Source organism: Komagataeibacter swingsii (assembly GCF_003207895.1).
In the GTDB taxonomy this organism is placed as follows: domain Bacteria; phylum Pseudomonadota; class Alphaproteobacteria; order Acetobacterales; family Acetobacteraceae; genus Komagataeibacter; species Komagataeibacter swingsii.
On record NZ_NKUB01000014.1, the window covers coordinates 1 to 18,437 of the forward strand.

The following is an 18,437-nucleotide window of genomic DNA, read 5'->3' on the forward strand; positions in this document are numbered from 1 at the left end:
CATCACTGCGACATCATCGAGACAGGGAACGAAAGCTGGCGGTTCAGGAACCGTAACTGAACCTCTCTCCAGATCCATACCTGCCCCGGCCTGTCTCCTTACGCCTACGGCTTCAGGAGACAGGCCGGGCCTTCAACAGGGGGTTAATATTGCATGCCGATCAGGGGTTATTTTTGAGTGCCGATTGACAAAATGAAGGCAAGCGGATGATGCCGGTAAGGCTGCAGGTCGGCCATCCCCGCCCTGCCGGGCGCGGGATCGGTATCCGCCGGGTGGGGCGGACGGGGATCAATTACGGTCATGGATGTGATGCTGCCCTCCAGGCATGGCGAACGGGTTGGTCCGTATTTCTGCCGTATTCGGCCCGGTATCATGGCTGCATGACAGGCACATCCCTATCCCGCGTGGCGGGACGTATCACGTTCGTGTCCCTGCTGGTCCTGTGGCTGGCCATCATGGCGCATGACCCGGTTCCCCTCCCCTTCTTCTGAAACCCGCCGGGGCGGCGGTGGTTCATATCCGAACACCGACCGGCCGCCATATTCGTGTGAACGGTTGCATTCCTCCGCCATGATGGCGGAAAAGGTGGGGCCGGTCGCATCGCGCTCCAGACGGCGCGCCGCCGCATCCAGCCTGCGGATGGCGTCCAGCCGCTCCTCGCGTCCCAGCTTCGCTGCCGTCACCGCCGCCTTCATGACCGACAGCGTGCGGTCATAAACCGCCACCGGCACGGGATAGGGATGGCGGTCCTTGCCGCCATGGGCCAGCGAAAACCGCGCGGGATCGGAAAAACGGCACGGCGCGCCATGCACGACCTCGGCCACCAGCGCCAGCGCGCGCACCGTCCGCGCGCCCACGCCGGGCACGCGCAGCAGGCCCGCGAAATCGCGCGGTCCCGCTTCCGCCGCCGCCGCCAGCGCGCCATGCAGGCGGCGCATGTTCACATCCTGCGGCTGGACATCATGGTGGCCGGGCATGGACAGGTGCGGCAGTTCCCCCTGCGCGGGCACGGGCGGGGGTGGCCGCCCCTCGATGCGCATGAGTTCGCGTGTCAGCCTGTCCGGCCCCATGTCGTGCAGCAACCCCACCTGCCCCCGGCGCGCGGCGTCGGCCCGCCGGTCGGTCAGGTTCATGATCGCGCAATCCGTGGCCCGGCCATCAATGGCCGCGTGCGGGGCCTCGACAAAGTCCTCCAGCCCCTCCGACAGCCAATGATAGCGCCGCGCCATGCGCCGTCCCGTATGCATGCCCTGCTGGACCACGCACCACCGTCCATCCGCCGCCACCACGAAGCCATGCAGGTACAGGTCGAAACCGTCCTGCACGGCGGCGCTGTCCACCTTGGCCACCATGCGGCTGGTCGCCACCAGCGCGGTGGCGTCAAGGCCGGTCGCCTGCCCTACATCCAGCAGTTCATCGGGCGTGCGGCGCGAATGGCGGCCCCGGCCGCCGCATACATACAGGCCCAGTTCGTCCTGCAGCGGGGCCAGCCCGCGCTTGAGCGCCCCGATCACGCTGGTGGTCATGCCCGATGAATGCCAGTCCATGCCCATGACCGCGCCAAAGGACTGGAACCAGAAGGGATGGGCAAGGCGGCGCAGGAATTCATCGCGCCCGTAATGATGGATGACCGCCTGCGTGATGACCGCGCCAAGGCGCGCCATGCGCTGGCCCAGCCACGCAGGCACGCGCCCGGTATGCAGCGGCAGATCGGCGGAACCCGCGCGTCTGGTCATGGTGTTCCCCCCGTGGGCATTTTCCCTGTGGGCGTTTCCCTTGCGGGCGTTCCCCCTGTGGCCTGCCCCCGCCGGGGGTCAGTCGTGGCGGTGCTTCCGGGCGGTTTCCATGAATGCGGCAAGGCCCGCATCCAGCGCGTGGCGGAAAGCATCCAGCGTTTCAGCGCCCACATAATGCTCCATGCCCTCGGCATCAATACGGGCATTGGCTTCACTGATGCCCAGCGCGCGCAGGAAGCATTCAACCGTATGGTGCCGCGCGCGGCTCAGCGCCGCCATGTCATGCCCGGCCTCGGTCAGGAAAATGCCGCGATACGGGCGGCGCGTCACCAGCCCGTCCGCCTCCAGCCGCACCAGCATCTTGGCCACCGTGGGCTGTGATACCCCCAGCCGCGCCGCGATATCCACCTGCCGCGCTTCCTGCCCGTTATTGAGCAGGTCGTCGATCAGTTCGACATAATCCTCGACCAGGGCGGTCTTGCGCGCCAGCCGCGCCTGACGGAAACCGGCGGACTGCATGTCGGCGTCCGGCATGGGATGCGGGTGCCGGCCGCGCCGTGGCCCGCCGCCGTGGCCCGCTGGCGTCATGGGTTGAACACGATCGTCTTGTGCCCGTTGGGAATGACGCGGCATTCGGTGAAATACCGCACGGCGCGGGCCAGCACCCGGCGTTCGATGTCGCGCCCCTTGCGGATCAGGTCATCGGGGCTGTCGGCATGGGTGATGCGTTCGACATCCTGCTCGATGATCGGGCCTTCATCCAGGTCGGGCGTGACGAAATGGGCCGTGGCCCCGATCAGCTTCACGCCACGCGCAAAGGCCTGGTGATAGGGCCGCGCCCCCTTGAATCCGGGCAGGAAGGAATGATGGATGTTGATGCAGCGCCCGGCGAGCCATTCGCTCATGCCATCGGACAGGATCTGCATGTACCGCGCCAGCACCACCAGTTCGGCCTCCGTCTCGCGCACGATATCCGCGATGCGGGCTTCCTGTTCGCCGCTCGTGGCGGCGGTGACCGGTAGGTAGTGGAACGCAATGCCGTCCAGATCGATATGGGCATAGGTCTGCCGGGGGTGGTTGGCGATGATGGCCACGGGTTCGATGGCCAGTTCGCCAATGCGCCAGCGGTACAGCAGGTCCACAAGGCAGTGGTCAAAGCGCGAGACCATGATGACGGTGCGGGTGGGGCGCGGGCTTTCACGCAGTGACCATTTCATGCCGAAGCGGGCGGCGATCTCCGCCAGGGCTACGTCAAGCCCCCCGCGCACGATGCCGTCGGCCGGCACGCTGAACACGACGCGCATGAAGAAGATGCGGCTTTCGCGTTCATCAAACTGCTGGGCACCCGCGATGTCCCCGCCCAGTTCGAACAGTGTCTGGCTGATCGCGGCGACAATGCCCGGGCGGTTCGGGCATGACAGGGTCAGGATATAGGAACGGCGGTCACTGTTCTTGCGGTCGGGCATCATTTCCCCATTGCCGGACATGGCGCGCTAGCGCGTGCGGCCCGTATCGGGCACGGTGTTGTAGAACCAGCATTCACCCGCAGCCTTGCGCACGCCGGCCTGCGTGGTGGGCACGGGCCTGACCACGTCACCACCCGGCACCCAGCCTTCGGGCGTCATGACGGTATTGCCCGCGCTGCGGCGCAGGGCCTCGACAAGGCGGAGCAGTTCCTCCACCGAGCGGCCAACGGACATGGGATACCATATCACGGCGCGGATGACGCCATCGGGGTCAATCACGTAGCACGCGCGCACGGTCGCACTGTTCTGCGCGGTCTGGTCCAGCATGCCATAGGCCCGGCAGACCGCCATGGAAGGGTCTTCGACCAAGGGAAAGGGAATTTCGACCCCGAAGCGTTCGTATATCGCCTCCACCCACGCAAGATGGGCGTACAGGCTGTCAACCGACAGCCCCAGCAGGGCGCAGTCCAGCGCGTCGAAACGGTCCTGCGCCCTGGCCAGCGCCATGAATTCGCTGGTGCAGACCGGCGTGAAATCCGCCGGGTGCGAGAAGAACAGGAGCCAGCGCCCGCGGAAATCCGACAGGCGTATCTCGCCTTTCGTGGTGCGGGCCTGAAAGTCCGGCGCCACGTCGCCAATACGCAACGGGCGTGGTTCGGTCACGCCGCCGGTTGCGGGAATGCTGCCCTCGTTATTCATACCCTGCCCTTTTGCATCTGTCGCGCCTTGACGCAAGGCATCTTATAACATACATTTATTATGTAATTCATAAAGTATGGAAAGCATTCCATGACCGACCCTGTCATCGCGGCTGCCACAAAACAGATCATGACATGCCGCGACATGGGCAATGTGCCTGTTGTCAGGACGTTTTTTGACGATCCGACCTTCACCGCCACCCATGTCGTCCATGATCCCGCCACCATGGCCTGCGCCATTGTGGACAGCGTGATGGACTACGACCCCGCATCGGGCCGCACCGATCACGCCATGGCGCAGGAAATCGTGGATTACGTGACGGCGGAAAAGCTGAAGGTGGAATGGCTGCTGGAAACCCATGTCCATGCCGACCACCTTTCCGCCGCCCCCTGGCTGCAGGAACGGCTGGGCGGGAAGCTGGGCATCGGGGAATCCATCATCCGCGTGCAGGATATCTTTGGCAAAATGTTCAACGCGGGCACGCGCTTCGCGCGCGACGGGTCGCAGTTCGACCGCCTGTTCAGCGACGGGACGCGGTTCATGCTGGGGTCACTGCCCGCCATCGCCATGCATGTGCCCGGCCACACGCCGGCGGACATGGCGTATGTGATCGGGGACGCGGCCTTTATCGGCGATACGCTGTTCATGCCCGATTACGGCACCGCGCGCGCCGATTTTCCCGGTGGCGACGCCCGCACGCTGTACCATTCCATCCGGCGGTTGCTGTCGCTGCCTGACGAAACACGTGTATTCCTGTGCCATGACTACAAGGCGCCGGGACGCGATGAATATGCGTGGGAAACCACAATCGGCGCGGAACGGCGCGACAATATCCACGTTCATGACGGCGTGGACGAAGATGCATTCGTCAAAATGCGCACCGCGCGCGACGCGACACTGTCGCTGCCAAACCTGATCATGCCTTCGGTGCAGGTCAACATGCGTGGCGGGCACCTGCCTGAACCGGAAGACAATGGTGTAAGTTATATCAAGATTCCGGTCAGCGGTTCATGACATCCCTGCTACAGCCGATGACAGCCGGTTATTCATTCTGAGTTACGGAGACCCTTTCATGACAGATACCGACCCAGCCACCCCGAACCTGTCCAGCCCCGCGCACGGGCTGACCTATGATGTTGTCGTGGTAGGCGGCGGGGCGGCCGGCCTGTCCACGGCGGCCAGCATCCTCAAGCGCCGGGGCGGTATCACGGTCGCGATCATCGAACCGTCGGGATCGCATTTCTACCAGCCGGGCTGGACGCTGGTGGGTGGCGGCGTGTTCAAGCAGTCCCAGACGCGGCGTTCGGAAAAGCGGCTGATCCCCGCGGGCGCCGACTGGGTGCAGGCGGCGGCGACCGGGTTCGAACCCGAATCCAACCTGGTCCACCTGTCGAACGGGTCGTCCATCCGTTATGACGTGCTGGTTGTCGCGACCGGCCTGACGCTGGACTGGGACGCGATCGAGGGGCTGAGCGAAACGCTGGGCCGCAATGGCGTGACCTCCAACTACCGTTACGACCTTGCCCCCTATACATGGCAACTGGTGCAGACGCTGGGCCGGGGCAATGCCGTGTTCACCCAGCCGCCCATGCCGATCAAATGCGCGGGCGCGCCGCAGAAGGCCATGTACCTGGCCTGCGACGCATGGCGCAGGCGGGGGCTGGCCGACAATATCAACGTCTCCTTCCACACCGCGACGCCCGGCCTGTTCGGGGTGAAGGAATTCGTGCCGGCGCTTATGGAATACATCCAGCGCTACCACATCGACCTGTGCCTGAAATCCAACCTGACGAAGGTGGATGGCAGGAACCGGGTCGCCACCTTCACCAACGTGGCCGAAGACGGCGCCAAGACCACGACCGAGACGGAATTCGACATGCTGCATGTCGTCCCGCCCCAGCGCGCGCCGGACGTGATCCGCAACAGCCCGCTGGCGGGTGAAGGCGGCTGGGTATCGGTTGACCCCGCCACCCTGCGACACACGAAATATGAAAACGTGTTCGCCCTGGGTGACGTGGCCGGCACGTCCAACGCCAAGACGGCGGCGGCCGTGCGCGTGCAGGCCCCAGTGGTTGCGGTCAACGTGCTGGCCACGCTGGACCACAAGCCCGCCGTCGCCGATTACGACGGTTACGGCGCCTGCCCGCTGACGGTCGAGCGCGGCAAGATCGTGCTGGCGGAATTCGGTTATGGCGGCAAGCTGGAACCGACCCTGCCGACATGGCTGCTCAATGGCCAGAAGCCCACGCACCTGGCATGGCTGCTGAAGGAATGGGTCATGCCGGTGCTGTACTGGGATGGCATGCTCAAGGGCCGCGAAATCATGGTCGCCCCCCACAAGATCGGCACGCCACGCTAAATTACTGATAATGCATGGCCGCGTGGGGTGGACCTTCACGCGGCCATGCGTATGAATACGGCCATGGATACCAAGCAGCCCTCCACCCACCATGTGGGGTCCTCGCGTCCGCTGCGCCTGGCCGATGACGTGGTCAGCCATGCCGTCTATGGCGGCCCGGACAAATGCTACCGCTACGAGTTGACCCGCACGTGGGATGCGGGCCGCCCCGCCGTCATGTGGCTGATGATGAACCCGTCGGTCGCGACCGAGGACGGGGATGACCGCACCGTGGCCAAGTGCCAGCGTTATGCCCGCGCATGGGGCTACGGCACGCTGCTGGTCGGCAACACGTTCGCCTATCGCTGCACCGACCAGAAACGCCTGACGGAAGTGCCCGACCCCGTTGGCCCCGATAATGACCGTCACCTGCTGGCCATGGCGCGCCGGGCCGACCTGGTGATCGCCGCCTATGGCTCGCCCCAGATCAAGAGCCTGCTGCCGCGCGGGCCGGACGTGGTGCGGATGCTGCAGCAGCACGGCATTACCGTCAGCGCCATGCGCCTGAGCCGCCGTTCAGGCCGGCCGGAACACCCGCTCTACCTGCCCGCCGACATGCGCCCCGAACCCCTGCCCGCCTATCCGCCTGCCTGAACGGCTGCGACGGAACGCGGCGGACATTGGCCGGCAGGCTGGTCAGAAGCTTTCCTCTGCCCGGCAGTTGACCGGCACTTCGGAAATGCTGACCTCATTGGGGGACGTGACAAGGAAATGGGCAATGCGGCCGATTTCCTCCGGCGGGGTCATCTTCAGGTCCGGCATCATGCCGGCCACCATGTCCGTCTTGACGAATCCGGGGCAGATGACAGTGGAACGGATGCCATGGTCAAAGCCTGCATGGCGGATGGCATGCGCCAGCGCCAGCGATCCGAATTTGGACACGGCATAGGCCCCCGAATCCGCGTCATAAACCCGCTTGCTGGACAGTGAGCCGATCACGATCACCCGCCCCTGCCCACAGGCCACCAGCTGGTCCCATGCGGCGGCCACAAGCCTGCGGGGACTTTTGATATGGACTTCCAGCATATCATCCATGTCACGTTCGGAAATGTCGATGACGCTCTTCCATGTGCCAATGCCCGCATTGGCCACAATGGCGTCGATCCGCCCGAAGCGGGCCTGTGTCTCGGCCACCCATGTGGCTTCACTTTTGCCATCAAGGGCGTCATAGCGGGAAACCAGCACGCGCGCCCCATCCGCCCATGCGGGCATGTGGGGGGTACGCATGCCAAGGCTGACGCACCAGCCCTCGTCATGAAATTTGCGGGCGATGGCGGCCCCCATGCCGCGCGCGGCACCTGAAACCATAATGACCCGTCCGGACTCTACCATTTAGGCTTTTCCTGCATCCTGTTTGTTGTCGATACAGGTACCATCCTTTCACATGGCGAACGATCTGACGAATTCATATGCACGCCGGAATGAAAAGGGACACCATCATTCCTTGAACAGATAAAAGTTTCCGGGTGTCGCCTTTTTTCAAAAAGGCGACGTTCCCTGAAGCTTTTTGCAAAAAGCCGCACCGGAAACTTCTTTATTATCCGAACAGCGCCAGTTGCCGGGGCGCGGGCTGCGTATCGCGCGCGCGCAGTCCCGATACGGTAATGCCCAGCAGCCTTATGCCCCGTGGCGGGGGAAAGCACGGGGCCAGCAGCGCCTGCGCCCGATCCGCAAGATCGGTTGTGTCACGCACCGGTTCCACCGCCGTGCGCCCGCGCACGATCTGGCGGAAATCGTTGTATTTCACCTTTATGGTCACGGTAACACCCGTCAGGCCGCGGGTCGTGCAGCGATCCCATACCCGTGCCGACAGGTCCCCCACGATATCGCGCGCGGCGGGCCAGTCATGGATATCGGCTTCGAAGGTTTTTTCAGCCCCCACCGAACGGCGCGGGCGATTGACCTCGACGGGGCGTTCATCAATCCCGCGCGCGATGCCATAATAGAAATCCGCCGCCTTGCCAAAATGGCGCAGCAGGCGGGACAGCGGCTGCCGACGCAGGTCAAGCCCCGTGCGGATGCCCAGCGCATGCATCCGCGCCGCCGTGGCCGGACCGATGCCGTGGAATTCCTCCACCGGCAGGGCCGCCACAAAATCGGCGCCCATGCGCGGCGTTATGACAAACTGCCCGTCCGGCTTGCGGTAATCCGACGCCAGCTTGGCCAGGAATTTATTGTAGGATACGCCCGCGGATGCGGTCAGTCCCGTCTCTTCGCGGATAAGGTCACGAATGGCCTGCGCGATCGCCGTGGCGGATGGGTAGGGCAGCAGGGGGTGCGTGACGTCCAGATAGGCTTCATCAAGCGAAAGCGGCTGGATCAGCGGGGTAAAACGCGAAAAGATATCATGAACCTGTGCCGAGACGGCACGATAGACATCAAAGCGCGGCGGCACGAACAGCAGGTCGGGGCATTTACGCTGCGCGGTCACGGACGGCATGGCCGAACGGACACCGAAGCGGCGGGCTTCGTAACTGGCGGCGGCCACCACGCCACGGCGGCCCACGCCCCCTACCGCAAGGGGCCTGCCCCGCAGGGCCGGATCGTCACGCTGTTCAACCGAGGCATAGAATGCATCCATGTCCACATGGATGATACGACGGTGCGCAGGCTGCCGCGTCACGGCGCACCATGCGCCCGGTGGCATGGCGTGCCGCGCGCGGCCACGCCCCGATGGGGCATGGCCGACACGGCATTACGGCGGATCAGCCGTTGCACTTCTTCTTCTTAAGGAAATACGCGATGACGCCGGCGATCGCGCCAAGAACCAGGATGCCCTTGAGGCAAGGGGACTTGGAAGGGCACTTGGTTGTACATTCAGACATGGTTCATTCCTTGATAGACAGGTCCGTTCCAGACGGGAACGGCACTGTTTGATACTAGCGCATGGCGGAAACATGACCATACCGCATTTTTACACGCGTGCGCCCGGTCAGGCCTGACATGCGAAGACAGGGCAGCCGCATTGCGTTGCCACATCTTTTGTTACATCTGGCACCGCGCGATGATGCAATGACAGAGACCCGGAGTATGAACCATGAAGAAATTCGCCCTACTGCCCGCCGCAGCCCTGATGATGGGAACCGCGCTGGGTTTTGCCCATGCCGCCCCTTCCAGCAGCCGTGCCGTCAACCGTGACTTCGCCAAGCTGTCGGCTGATGGCAGCCGCGCGTTTGACGACATCGCCATGGCCCGCACCGCGCTGGCCAATAACGACCCCGCCGGCGCGGCCAAGCTACTGACCGACGCCAACAACGCCCTGACCCGCGCCAAGAGCGACAACAAGGTGTTCATGAAGGCGGAAGCCCAGCTGACCCCGCCCAAGAAGGCCCCGGCCGGCGCGCCCGCTCCCTCCGCCTCGGCTTCCACCCAGCCTGTCGCATGGCTGCCGGTTGATGGCGAATATATCGTGACCGAGGACCTTGAGCCTACATCCGCCAAGGGTTCGGCCGTGGCATCCGCCAATACCAGCCTGAACAAGGGCCAGACCGCACAGGCGGCGCAGAACCTGCAGGTCGCGGCCGTTGATGTTGACTTCGTCCTGGCCATCGCCCCGCTGGATGCCAGCGCGGGCGACGTCTACCGCGCATCCAACCTGCTAGCGGGCAAGGACACCAAGGGCGCTGACAGCGCATTGCAGGAAGCCCAGAACAGCATCCGCTTCGTATCCGAGGACATGGTCGGCTCGCCTGCGGGCCAGGGTAGCGGCAAGAAGTCCGCCAGCCACTGATACGCAAGCCCCTTCCGGCCGTTTTCATGCAGTGCATGCTGACGTCACATGCCGCTTCCCGGTCATCGGGAAAGCGGCATCGCCTGCCTGACCGGCTGCGCGCGGCCTGCCGCATCGCCGCATCTGCCGGTCTAGCCTGCGCCGTCCTGTCGGCCCGGCCCGCATGGGCAGGCGGCGAAATCGAACTGTGCCTGGAACAGCACGCGGTGGAAAACGCCTTTGTGCAGGATGCCCCGGCCCGGGGGCCGGTCCATGTGCCCGCGGGCACGGCGCTCAGCTATGCCGGGCATGCCTTCGGGCCGGCGTCCGACCCGCTGGACCGTGCCCACGCCGCCCCGGACGGGGACGGGTGGCGGGGTATCCCGCCTGCCGAAGAAGCGCGCCGCCGCCAGTTGCAGATGGAAGATATCGGGGGTGATGGCGATTATCACCGCCCGCAGGCGGCCCTCATGACCACGACGGCCACGACCCTGTCGCATGCCCATCCCTGCGCGCGCCTTGGCGCGACGGCGCTACTGTCCGATGACTGGACATGGACAATGGATACCATCCCCGCCCGTCCCGACATGTATTTCCAGGTCTATGGCACGGTCGCCAACGACCAGCTTGACCCGACATTCAACAATGATGCCGACCCGTTCCAGTGGACCGCCGCCCATGGCGGCCTGAACGCCATCGTTACCCAGACCATTGACCAGTCACTGACCCTGCATTCCGGGGGTTAGTATTACACGAATTTAAATAATATACTGCCTTATACTCCGGCCATCCCGAACCGTTCCATAAACTGCGCCCCATACCCCATCCGGGGTATTGCATTAAGTTACCGGAAAGGTGAATGACCGGAGATGATGGCGTAATATAACATGCATGTTAAAGGTTATTTTAACAGCCCCACTGGCAGGCTGGACAACCCTGCCAGCCGACGGGAAACCATGGAGAACGGGATGGCCCTTTACCAGTCCGCACAGTTTGTTGATACGTGGACCGATCCTGAATTCGACAAGATCCATCCCCCCCGTACCGTAGCCCCCCATTCCGGCATTTATCGCTGCGTTGGCTGCGGTGTTGAAATTGCCGCAAGCGAGGGGCATCTCCTGCCCCCCGCCCATGCCCACCCACACCGGCTGGGCACGCGCGAGGCGTGGCAGATGGTGGTCTATGCCGACCACCGCCCCAAAGTGATGTGAAATATCACTGAACAGGCGCGGTACACGGATGTACCGTCCCCCTTTACCACCAGCCGCCGCCCCATGGGCCGCCCCAGCCACCACCCCAGCCCCACATGCCCCAGTTCCATGAAGCATCCTGGTACATATCGGCGGTCATCTGCTGCTGGTCCGCCAGGTTCTGGGCCTGTACATAGGACATGTACCGTCCATAGGCCGCCTGGTTGCCAACATACAGGCAATTGCATACCTTGGGGTCGGAATAGACATACAGCATGTGATCCCCGAACGATTTCTGGAGAAACCGGTTGGGGGGAAGTTTCTGCAGCATTTCCTGACGTTCCGGCGTATTGGCGGGACGGGCAACGAACCCTGCCGCGGCCAGGCTGTTTTCCTTGTCCACAATCTGGTCATGCACGCTTTCGCACGCAGTCAGGCCCCCTGCCACCGCGACCAGCAATGCGCCGCCAGTGTACAGGTTCCTGAACCTTTTCCTGTGTCCCATCGACATTCTGCCTGATTCCATCCTGTTAATCCCCGCATCCTGTCCCATGCGCGGAACGGAATAAAGATGCGACAGAAAAAACATATGCATTATTCCGACCGACTTTGATTTATCTCATGTCCGGGGGTGCAACACCAATGCAATAACAACAGGGCGATGGGGGCATCGCATATCGAATCATCACTTTAAAACTCAGGCAGGCCCACCATAGGGGGCCTGCCTTTTTTTATTGTTACCAGATATTACAATGGCATCCATGGCTTTTCAAAGGCACGGGGTATCCGTAATTTCAACCAGCGACAGGTGGGCGTTCAGAAAACCGTGGCATGCGTCCTGGCCCGTTCGGGGGGTGCCGCAAGCGGGCTGCCCTCATCACGCAGGACATATCCCTGCCCCCATACGGTGGAGATCAGCTGCCCTGCCCCAGCCATCTGCAGTTTCTTGCGCAGCTTGCAGATGAAGACGTCGATAATCTTCATTTCCGGTTCATCCATGCCGCCATACAGGTGGTTCAGGAAGGCATCCTTGGTCAGCACCATGCCCTTGCGCAGCAGCAACAGCTCCAGGATCATGTATTCCTTGCCGGTCAGGTGTACATTCTGGCCATGGACCGTGACTTCCCGGCTGTCCAGGCTCAGTTCAAGCTCCCCCGCGCGCAGCGTCGGTTCGCTATACCCTTTTGAACGCCGTATGACCGCCTGCATCCGTGCGGTGAGTTCCATGGATTCGTAGGGACGCGTCACATAATCGTCCGCACCGCTGGAAAATGCCTTCACCTTGGCCATCGGGGCCCGTTCTTCCGACAGGACCACGACCGGGGTGGGTACACGCGCAGCCCGGCTGATGCGCAGGACTTCATACCCATCCATATCAGGCAGCCTGACATCAATGACGGCCAGGTCATAATTATAAGATTTCAGCATGCCCAGTGCATCATGCCCTGTATTGACATGATCTACTATAAATCCACCTTTTTGCATATGCAGGGTGGTCTCTTCGGCTTTTCGTGCAACAGGCTCAACAAGCAGGATCCGCATATCAACCATCCAGTAGATATTTTACAACACAACCACCTATAGGTGCATTGTAATTTCAGGACAACCTAAAGTTGATAATATATTACTCTGCTGTTGCGATATTTATGAATTAATGCCATTCATTTTATTAATTAACTATTAAGATCCCCACATCGGCATTCCGGCCGTATGGTCCAGTGGCCCGGCCCCCGCCCCATAACCGGGCGCTCCTGCAATCGCTTCATGCACATAGGCGCGTGCCCGTACCACCGCATCGCGCAGCGGCATGCCCTGCCCCAGCCCGGTTGCAATCGCGCTGGCCAGCGTGCAGCCCGTTCCATGCGTGTGACGGGTATGGATGCGCCGGGTCACGAATTCTTCCGCCACGCCGCCACGTTCCAGCAGCACATCCACCAGTTCATCCCCTTCCATATGCCCACCCTTGAGCAACACGGCACGCGGCCCCAGCGCCAGCAGGTCGTGTGCGGCGGCAATCATGTCCGCCCGGCCATCGATGCGCCGCCCCAGCAGGGCCGCGGCTTCCGGCAGGTTGGGGGTCAGGACGGACGCAAGCGGCAGCAGCCGGGATTTCAGGGTGGACAGCGCACTGTCCTGCAATAACGCCGCCCCCCCCTTCGCCACCATGACCGGGTCAAGGACATAGGGAATGCCGGTGGCCGTCATCAGCACGCTGGCGACGGCCCCGATCACTTCGGGACGGTCCAGCATGCCGCTCTTGAACGCATCCACGCCAAGGTCATCCATGACACAGCGCATCTGGGCAATGACAAAGGCGGGCGGTACCGGCATCACGTCCTGCACGCCCAGCGTATTCTGCGCGGTCAGCGCCGTCACGGCGGTCATGGCGAAACCACCCAGCATGGTGACGGTCTTGATATCCGCCTGGATACCGGCCCCGCCCCCGCTATCGCTGCCCGCCATGATAAGGATACGCCCACGCATCGGTCAGCCCGCCATCTGGATCGCGTTGATCGCGTCGCACATGTCCTCGACCACTTCCTTTACCAGCACCTCATCTTCCGCTTCCGCCATAACGCGCACCAGCGGTTCCGTCCCGCTTTCACGCAGCAGCAGCCGCCCGCGTTCCCCCAGCCGTTTTTCCGCGGCCTTGCGCGCTTCATGCACCTGCGGGTCCTGCAACGGGCTTTTCCCGGCAAAGCGGACATTCTGCAAAAGCTGGGGATAGGGCTTGAACATGCGGCAGACCTCACTGGCGGGACGGCCGGATTCCACCACTTCCGCCAACACCTGCAGGGCGGCGATCAGGCCGTCGCCGGTCGTGGCGAAATCGGACAGGACCATGTGCCCTGACTGCTCGCCACCGATATTCGCACCCAGTTCACGCATCCTTTCAACCACGTAACGGTCGCCCACCGCCGTGCGAACCAGTTCCAGCCCCTGTGTTTCCAGATAGCGCTCCAGCCCCATATTGGACATGACGGTCGCCACGATATACCGGCTGGACAGCCGCCCCTGCCGCGCCCATGACTTGGAAATCAGGGCAAGGATCTGGTCGCCATCGATCAGGCGGCCCTTTTCATCGGAAATCAGTACCCGGTCGGCATCCCCGTCCAGCGCGATGCCGATATCCGCCCGGTGGCGCAGCACGGCGGCGCACAGGGCCTCAGGCCGGGTGGACCCGCAGCCTTCGTTGATGTTGATGCCATCGGGGTCGCACCCGATCCGCACGACTTCCGCCCCCAGTTCCCACAATGCCGTGGGCGCAACACGGTAGGCCGCGCCATTGGCGCAGTCGATCACGATACGCAGCCCATCCAGCCGCAGCCCGCGCGGGAACGACGACTTGGCGTTTTCCACATACCGTCCCGCCGCGTCATTCAGGCGGGACGCGCGGCCAATCTGGTCCGGCGCCGCCAGCATGTGGGTCAGGTCGGAATTCATCGCCGCCTCGATCCCGGCTTCCGTCTCGTCCGACAGCTTGAATCCGTCCGGACCGAACAGCTTGATGCCATTATCCCCATACGGATTATGCGATGCCGAGATCATGACCCCCAGATCCGCGCGCAGTGAACGGGTCAGCATGGCAATGGCGGGTGTCGGCATCGGTCCCACCAGCGTCACATCCATGCCGGCCGACAGGAAACCCGACACCAGCGCGCATTCGATCATGTACCCCGACAGGCGCGTATCCTTGCCCAGCAGCACGCTGTGGCGGTGCGTTCCCTGAATGAAGCGAAGGCCGGCGGCCTGTCCCAGCTTCTGCGCCACTTCGACCGTCATGGGAAAACGGTTGGCGGTTCCCCGGATACCATCAGTGCCGAACAGCTTTCTTGTTTTTACCATGACTGGGAATCTCCGGATGCATTCAGGTCGTACACCGACCTACCTTACCTGTCAGTGACGATCCAGCCCTTGGCAGACCCGCACGGCCTGCATCATGGCCGGAACGTTGTGGACACGCAGCACGGTACTGGCGAAAACCAGTCCCGGCAGGCTGGCGGCGATGGTGGCCGGGTCGCGATGGCCCGCATCCGGTTGCCCGCAGAGTTCCCCCAGCATGCGCTTGCGCGATACACCCAGCACCACCCGGCAGCCCAGATTGGCCAGTATCGGCAGGCGGGCCAGCAGGTCCAGGTTGCCTTCCACCGTCTTGGCAAAGCCAATGCCGGGATCAACAAGTATGCGCGCCCTGTCGATACCGGCGGCCACTGCTTCCCCCACCCTGCGCGCCAGTTCACGCACCACGTCCACCGCAACATCATCATAGGCCGTATGGTCGCGCATGGTGGCAGGCGTGCCGCGCATATGCATGAGCATGACCGGGCAGCCATGCCGCGCCACCACCGCACGGGCCGCCGGATCATATGTCAGGGCCGAGACATCATTGATGATATTGGCCCCCGCCCCCAATGCGCGGTCCATCACCATGCCCTGTCGCGTATCAATGGACAGAAGCAGGTCATCAAGGCCAGTACATTCCCGCACCGCACTGATAACGGGACCGATACGCCGCCATTCCTCTTCCGCCGTTACCGGCGGCGCGCCGGGACGGGTACTTTCACCGCCAATATCGACAACCCGGCATCCGGCCGCATACATCGCCCGTATGGCCTCCAGTGCGGTGACCGCATGGTAATGCCGCCCCCCATCGCTGAAACTGTCAGGCGTGACATTGATGATTCCCATTACCTGCGGGCCGGGCGGCAGGCCGGCATCGGGAAATGGCGCGCTGATCCGGTCCGCGACCCGTGCCCATTGCGCGGGAATGGCGCCGGCAGGCAGGATATGCCCGTCTTTCTCCCCGCCCCACAAGCGCGCCAGCGTATAGGCGGACGGCCCCCCCGCCAGCCAGCGGGCCAGACCGGCCGCCACGGCCTGCCGGGCGGCTGGCCCATGCAGCAGGGCAAGGGGTTCAATCAGCCAGTCGTTCATCGTCATCCTGTCAGCAGGTATCCGGAAAAGCATTTCGGAAACCTGTCTATCCCAAGGATGGTTCCTACAGCTTCAGACAACACCGCCTTTTTGAAAAAAAAGCGGCACCAAAAAACCTGTACTACTTCCCTATCAAGGGATTGTTTCAAAACAATCCTACATGCCGCAGATACAAACATGGCGGGGCAGCCATAAGCTACCCCGCCATATTCCTTTCCATCCGGATCAAACGTCCTAGCCAGCCGGTGCCGTACCAACGCCACCACCACCTTCCGGTGCGGGCAGGGGCGCCACCGGGGCGGAAGGCGCCGAAGGCGGCACGGACGGGCGCCGGTTTTCGGGCATCGGGTCATCAACCACCACGCGCTCGATCTTCTCGCCTCGCAGCACCTGCCGGATTTCCTCACCCGTCAGGGTTTCATATTCCAGCAGGGCGCTACCCAGACGATGCAACTGGTCAATATGTTCCAGCAGCAGGCTGCGGGCACGGTCATAGGCCGCGTCGATCAGCTTGCGGACCTCGTTATCGATCTCGCGGGCCGTTTCCTCGGATACGTTCTTGTTCTGGGTCACGCTGTGGCCAAGGAACACTTCCTGCCCGTTGCCGCCATAGGCCACCATGCCCAGCTTTTCGCTCATGCCCCATTCGGTCACCATGCGGCGGGCCACATCGGTCGCCATCTTGATGTCGCCCGAGGCCCCGGTGGAGACGTTGTCCGGGCCAAAGATAATCTCCTCCGCCGCGCGCCCGCCCATGGCCAGCGTCAGCTTGCCAATGCACCACGACCGGCTTTCGGAATAACGGTCCTTTTCCGGCAGGCTCATCACCATGCCCAGCGCACGGCCGCGCGGGATGATGGTCGCCTTGTGCACCGGATCGGAACCGGGCGTGAGGATACCGACAAGGGCATGGCCACCTTCGTGATAGGCGGTCATCTTCTTCTCGTCCTCGGTCATGACGAGGGACCGGCGCTCGGCCCCCATCATCACCTTGTCCTTGGCATTCTCGAATTCCAGCATGGCGACGGTGCGCTTGCCCAGCCTGGCGGCCATAAGGGCCGCTTCGTTGACAAGGTTGGCCAGATCCGCACCCGAGAAACCGGGCGTGCCACGGGCAATCACCTTGGGGTCCACGTCGGATGCCAGCGGCACCTTGCGCATATGGACACGCAGGATCTTCTCGCGACCGGCCACATCCGGGTTGGGCACCACGACCTGACGGTCGAAGCGGCCGGGACGCAGCAGGGCGGGGTCAAGCACGTCGGGGCGGTTGGTGGCGGCAATCAGGATCACGCCCTCATTGCTGTCAAACCCGTCCATCTCGACCAGCATCTGGTTCAGGGTCTGCTCGCGCTCGTCATTCCCGCCGCCAAGCCCCGCGCCACGGTGGCGGCCAACGGCATCGATTTCGTCAATGAAGATGATGCAGGGCGCGGCCTTCTTGCCCTGTTCGAACATGTCACGGACACGCGAGGCGCCCACACCCACGAACATTTCCACGAAATCGGAACCGGAAATGGTGAAGAACGGCACGTTCGCCTCACCCGCGATGGCGCGCGCCAGCAGCGTCTTGCCGGTGCCGGGGGGGCCGACCAGCAGCACGCCCTTGGGGATCTTGCCGCCCAGGCGGGTAAATTTCTGCGGGTCACGCAGGAAGTCGACGATTTCCTGCAGTTCGCCCTTGGCTTCATCAATGCCCGCCACGTCATCAAAGGTCACGCGGCCCTGTTTTTCGGTCAGCATCCGCGCACGCGACTTGCCAAAGCCCATGGCGCGCCCGCCACCGGACTGCATCTGGCGCATGATGAAGATCCACGCACCCACCATAAGCAGCAGCGGCGCATAGTTGATGAGGTAACGCAGGAAGGGATTGGTGTCGCTTTCCAGTGGCTTGGCCGCGACCTCCACCCCCTTGTCCGTCAGGCGGGAAATCAGGGTCGGGTCCTGCGGCGCATACGTGTCGAACGAGGTGCCATCCGTCAATGTGCCGGTAATGTTATGTTCCTGCACCACGACGGACCGGACATGCCCGCTGTTCACATCCCCGATGAAATCGGAATATGCGAGTTGCTGCGATGCGTGCTGCACGCTTCCCGGCTGGAAAACGTTAAACAGCAGCAGCAACAGGACGATGATGATAACCCACAGGGCCAGGTTACGGCCGAAATTGTTCATCTTGCCTACTGTTCCATGCGCTGGCCCCTTCGCCATCACCCCACGCGGGCAGACGAACAGACGCCACGTTCACTACGTCCTATCATACATAGGACGATCAAGGGACATTCACACCCCCAATCCACCACC

General features: G+C 63.0%; 18 protein-coding genes. 6 read left to right on the plus strand and 12 right to left on the minus strand.

Translation table 11 applies throughout. The annotated features are described in order from the left end of the window. Positions 1-395 precede the first annotated feature (395 nt). From CFR76_RS11305 to CFR76_RS11320, 4 genes are all read right to left on the minus strand, one after another. Positions 396-1,736 carry a DUF763 domain-containing protein gene (locus CFR76_RS11305; protein ID WP_110557134.1) on the minus strand — a complete coding sequence of 447 codons (1,341 nt, stop codon included), beginning with the start codon at positions 1,734-1,736 and terminating at the stop codon, positions 396-398. A 78-nt stretch (positions 1,737-1,814) separates the two neighbouring features. Then, positions 1,815-2,270, minus strand: coding sequence for a manganese-binding transcriptional regulator MntR (gene mntR / locus CFR76_RS11310; RefSeq protein WP_110557135.1), 456 nt, complete (start codon positions 2,268-2,270; stop codon positions 1,815-1,817). A 50-nt stretch (positions 2,271-2,320) separates the two neighbouring features. Continuing rightward, positions 2,321-3,223 carry a formyltetrahydrofolate deformylase gene (gene purU, locus CFR76_RS11315; protein WP_110557136.1) on the minus strand — a complete coding sequence of 301 codons (903 nt, stop codon included), beginning with the start codon at positions 3,221-3,223 and terminating at the stop codon, positions 2,321-2,323. A 6-nt stretch (positions 3,224-3,229) separates the two neighbouring features. Next, entirely contained in the window at positions 3,230-3,901 is a 672-nt protein-coding gene (locus tag CFR76_RS11320; protein WP_110557137.1) for a peroxiredoxin, read from the minus strand. Between the two features lie 90 nt (positions 3,902-3,991). Here CFR76_RS11320 and CFR76_RS11325 point away from each other — a divergent pair, with 90 nt between their 5' ends. From CFR76_RS11325 to CFR76_RS11335, 3 genes are read left to right on the plus strand one after another with little or no spacing between them, the layout of a single operon-like run. Next, complete coding sequence (locus CFR76_RS11325) at positions 3,992-4,915, plus strand: MBL fold metallo-hydrolase (RefSeq protein ID WP_110557138.1); 924 nt, start codon at positions 3,992-3,994, stop codon at positions 4,913-4,915. 58 nt (positions 4,916-4,973) lie between these two features. Further along, positions 4,974-6,260, plus strand: a complete 1,287-nt coding sequence (locus tag CFR76_RS11330; protein ID WP_110557139.1) for an NAD(P)/FAD-dependent oxidoreductase — start codon at positions 4,974-4,976, stop codon at positions 6,258-6,260. Between the two features lie 45 nt (positions 6,261-6,305). Then, positions 6,306-6,893, plus strand: a complete 588-nt coding sequence (locus tag CFR76_RS11335; protein WP_208623982.1) for a DUF1643 domain-containing protein — start codon at positions 6,306-6,308, stop codon at positions 6,891-6,893. A gap of 42 nt (positions 6,894-6,935) precedes the next feature. Here the strand turns inward: CFR76_RS11335 and CFR76_RS11340 are convergent, their stop codons facing one another. Both CFR76_RS11340 and dinB read right to left on the minus strand, forming a co-directional pair. Continuing rightward, positions 6,936-7,607 (minus strand): SDR family NAD(P)-dependent oxidoreductase, encoded by a 672-nt coding sequence (locus CFR76_RS11340; protein WP_244191900.1) that lies wholly within the window; start codon positions 7,605-7,607, stop codon positions 6,936-6,938. Between the two features lie 229 nt (positions 7,608-7,836). After that, positions 7,837-8,946, minus strand: coding sequence for a DNA polymerase IV (dinB, locus tag CFR76_RS11350; protein WP_208623983.1), 1,110 nt, complete (start codon positions 8,944-8,946; stop codon positions 7,837-7,839). Positions 8,947-9,336: 390 nt separating this feature from the next. Between dinB and CFR76_RS11355 the strand changes: the two genes are divergently transcribed. From CFR76_RS11355 to CFR76_RS11365, 3 genes are all read left to right on the plus strand, one after another. After that, entirely contained in the window at positions 9,337-10,029 is a 693-nt protein-coding gene (locus CFR76_RS11355; RefSeq protein ID WP_110557143.1) for a YfdX family protein, read from the plus strand. A 113-nt stretch (positions 10,030-10,142) separates the two neighbouring features. Next, a complete protein-coding gene (locus tag CFR76_RS11360; RefSeq protein ID WP_110557182.1) occupies positions 10,143-10,754 on the plus strand; it encodes a hypothetical protein in 612 nt (203 codons plus the stop codon). Positions 10,755-10,964: 210 nt separating this feature from the next. Further along, on the plus strand, positions 10,965-11,219 hold the full coding sequence (locus CFR76_RS11365) for a hypothetical protein (protein ID WP_110557144.1): 255 nt from the start codon (positions 10,965-10,967) through the stop codon (positions 11,217-11,219). A 43-nt stretch (positions 11,220-11,262) separates the two neighbouring features. Here CFR76_RS11365 and CFR76_RS11370 read toward each other — a convergent pair whose 3' ends face one another. From CFR76_RS11370 to ftsH, 6 genes are all read right to left on the minus strand, one after another. Continuing rightward, entirely contained in the window at positions 11,263-11,709 is a 447-nt protein-coding gene (locus tag CFR76_RS11370; RefSeq protein WP_244191901.1) for a hypothetical protein, read from the minus strand. Between the two features lie 305 nt (positions 11,710-12,014). After that, positions 12,015-12,740, minus strand: a complete 726-nt coding sequence (locus tag CFR76_RS11375; RefSeq protein ID WP_110557183.1) for a response regulator transcription factor — start codon at positions 12,738-12,740, stop codon at positions 12,015-12,017. Positions 12,741-12,878: 138 nt separating this feature from the next. Beyond that, positions 12,879-13,682 carry a bifunctional hydroxymethylpyrimidine kinase/phosphomethylpyrimidine kinase gene (gene thiD / locus CFR76_RS11380; RefSeq protein ID WP_110557145.1) on the minus strand — a complete coding sequence of 268 codons (804 nt, stop codon included), beginning with the start codon at positions 13,680-13,682 and terminating at the stop codon, positions 12,879-12,881. A 3-nt stretch (positions 13,683-13,685) separates the two neighbouring features. Beyond that, entirely contained in the window at positions 13,686-15,044 is a 1,359-nt protein-coding gene (gene glmM / locus CFR76_RS11385; protein WP_025439394.1) for a phosphoglucosamine mutase, read from the minus strand. Positions 15,045-15,095: 51 nt separating this feature from the next. Next, the gene (gene folP, locus CFR76_RS11390; RefSeq protein ID WP_167402116.1) at positions 15,096-16,133 is read right to left on the minus strand and encodes a dihydropteroate synthase; all 1,038 of its coding nucleotides are present in this window, start codon (positions 16,131-16,133) and stop codon (positions 15,096-15,098) included. A gap of 234 nt (positions 16,134-16,367) precedes the next feature. Continuing rightward, entirely contained in the window at positions 16,368-18,308 is a 1,941-nt protein-coding gene (ftsH, locus tag CFR76_RS11395; RefSeq protein WP_025439397.1) for an ATP-dependent zinc metalloprotease FtsH, read from the minus strand. Positions 18,309-18,437: the final 129 nt, after the last annotated feature.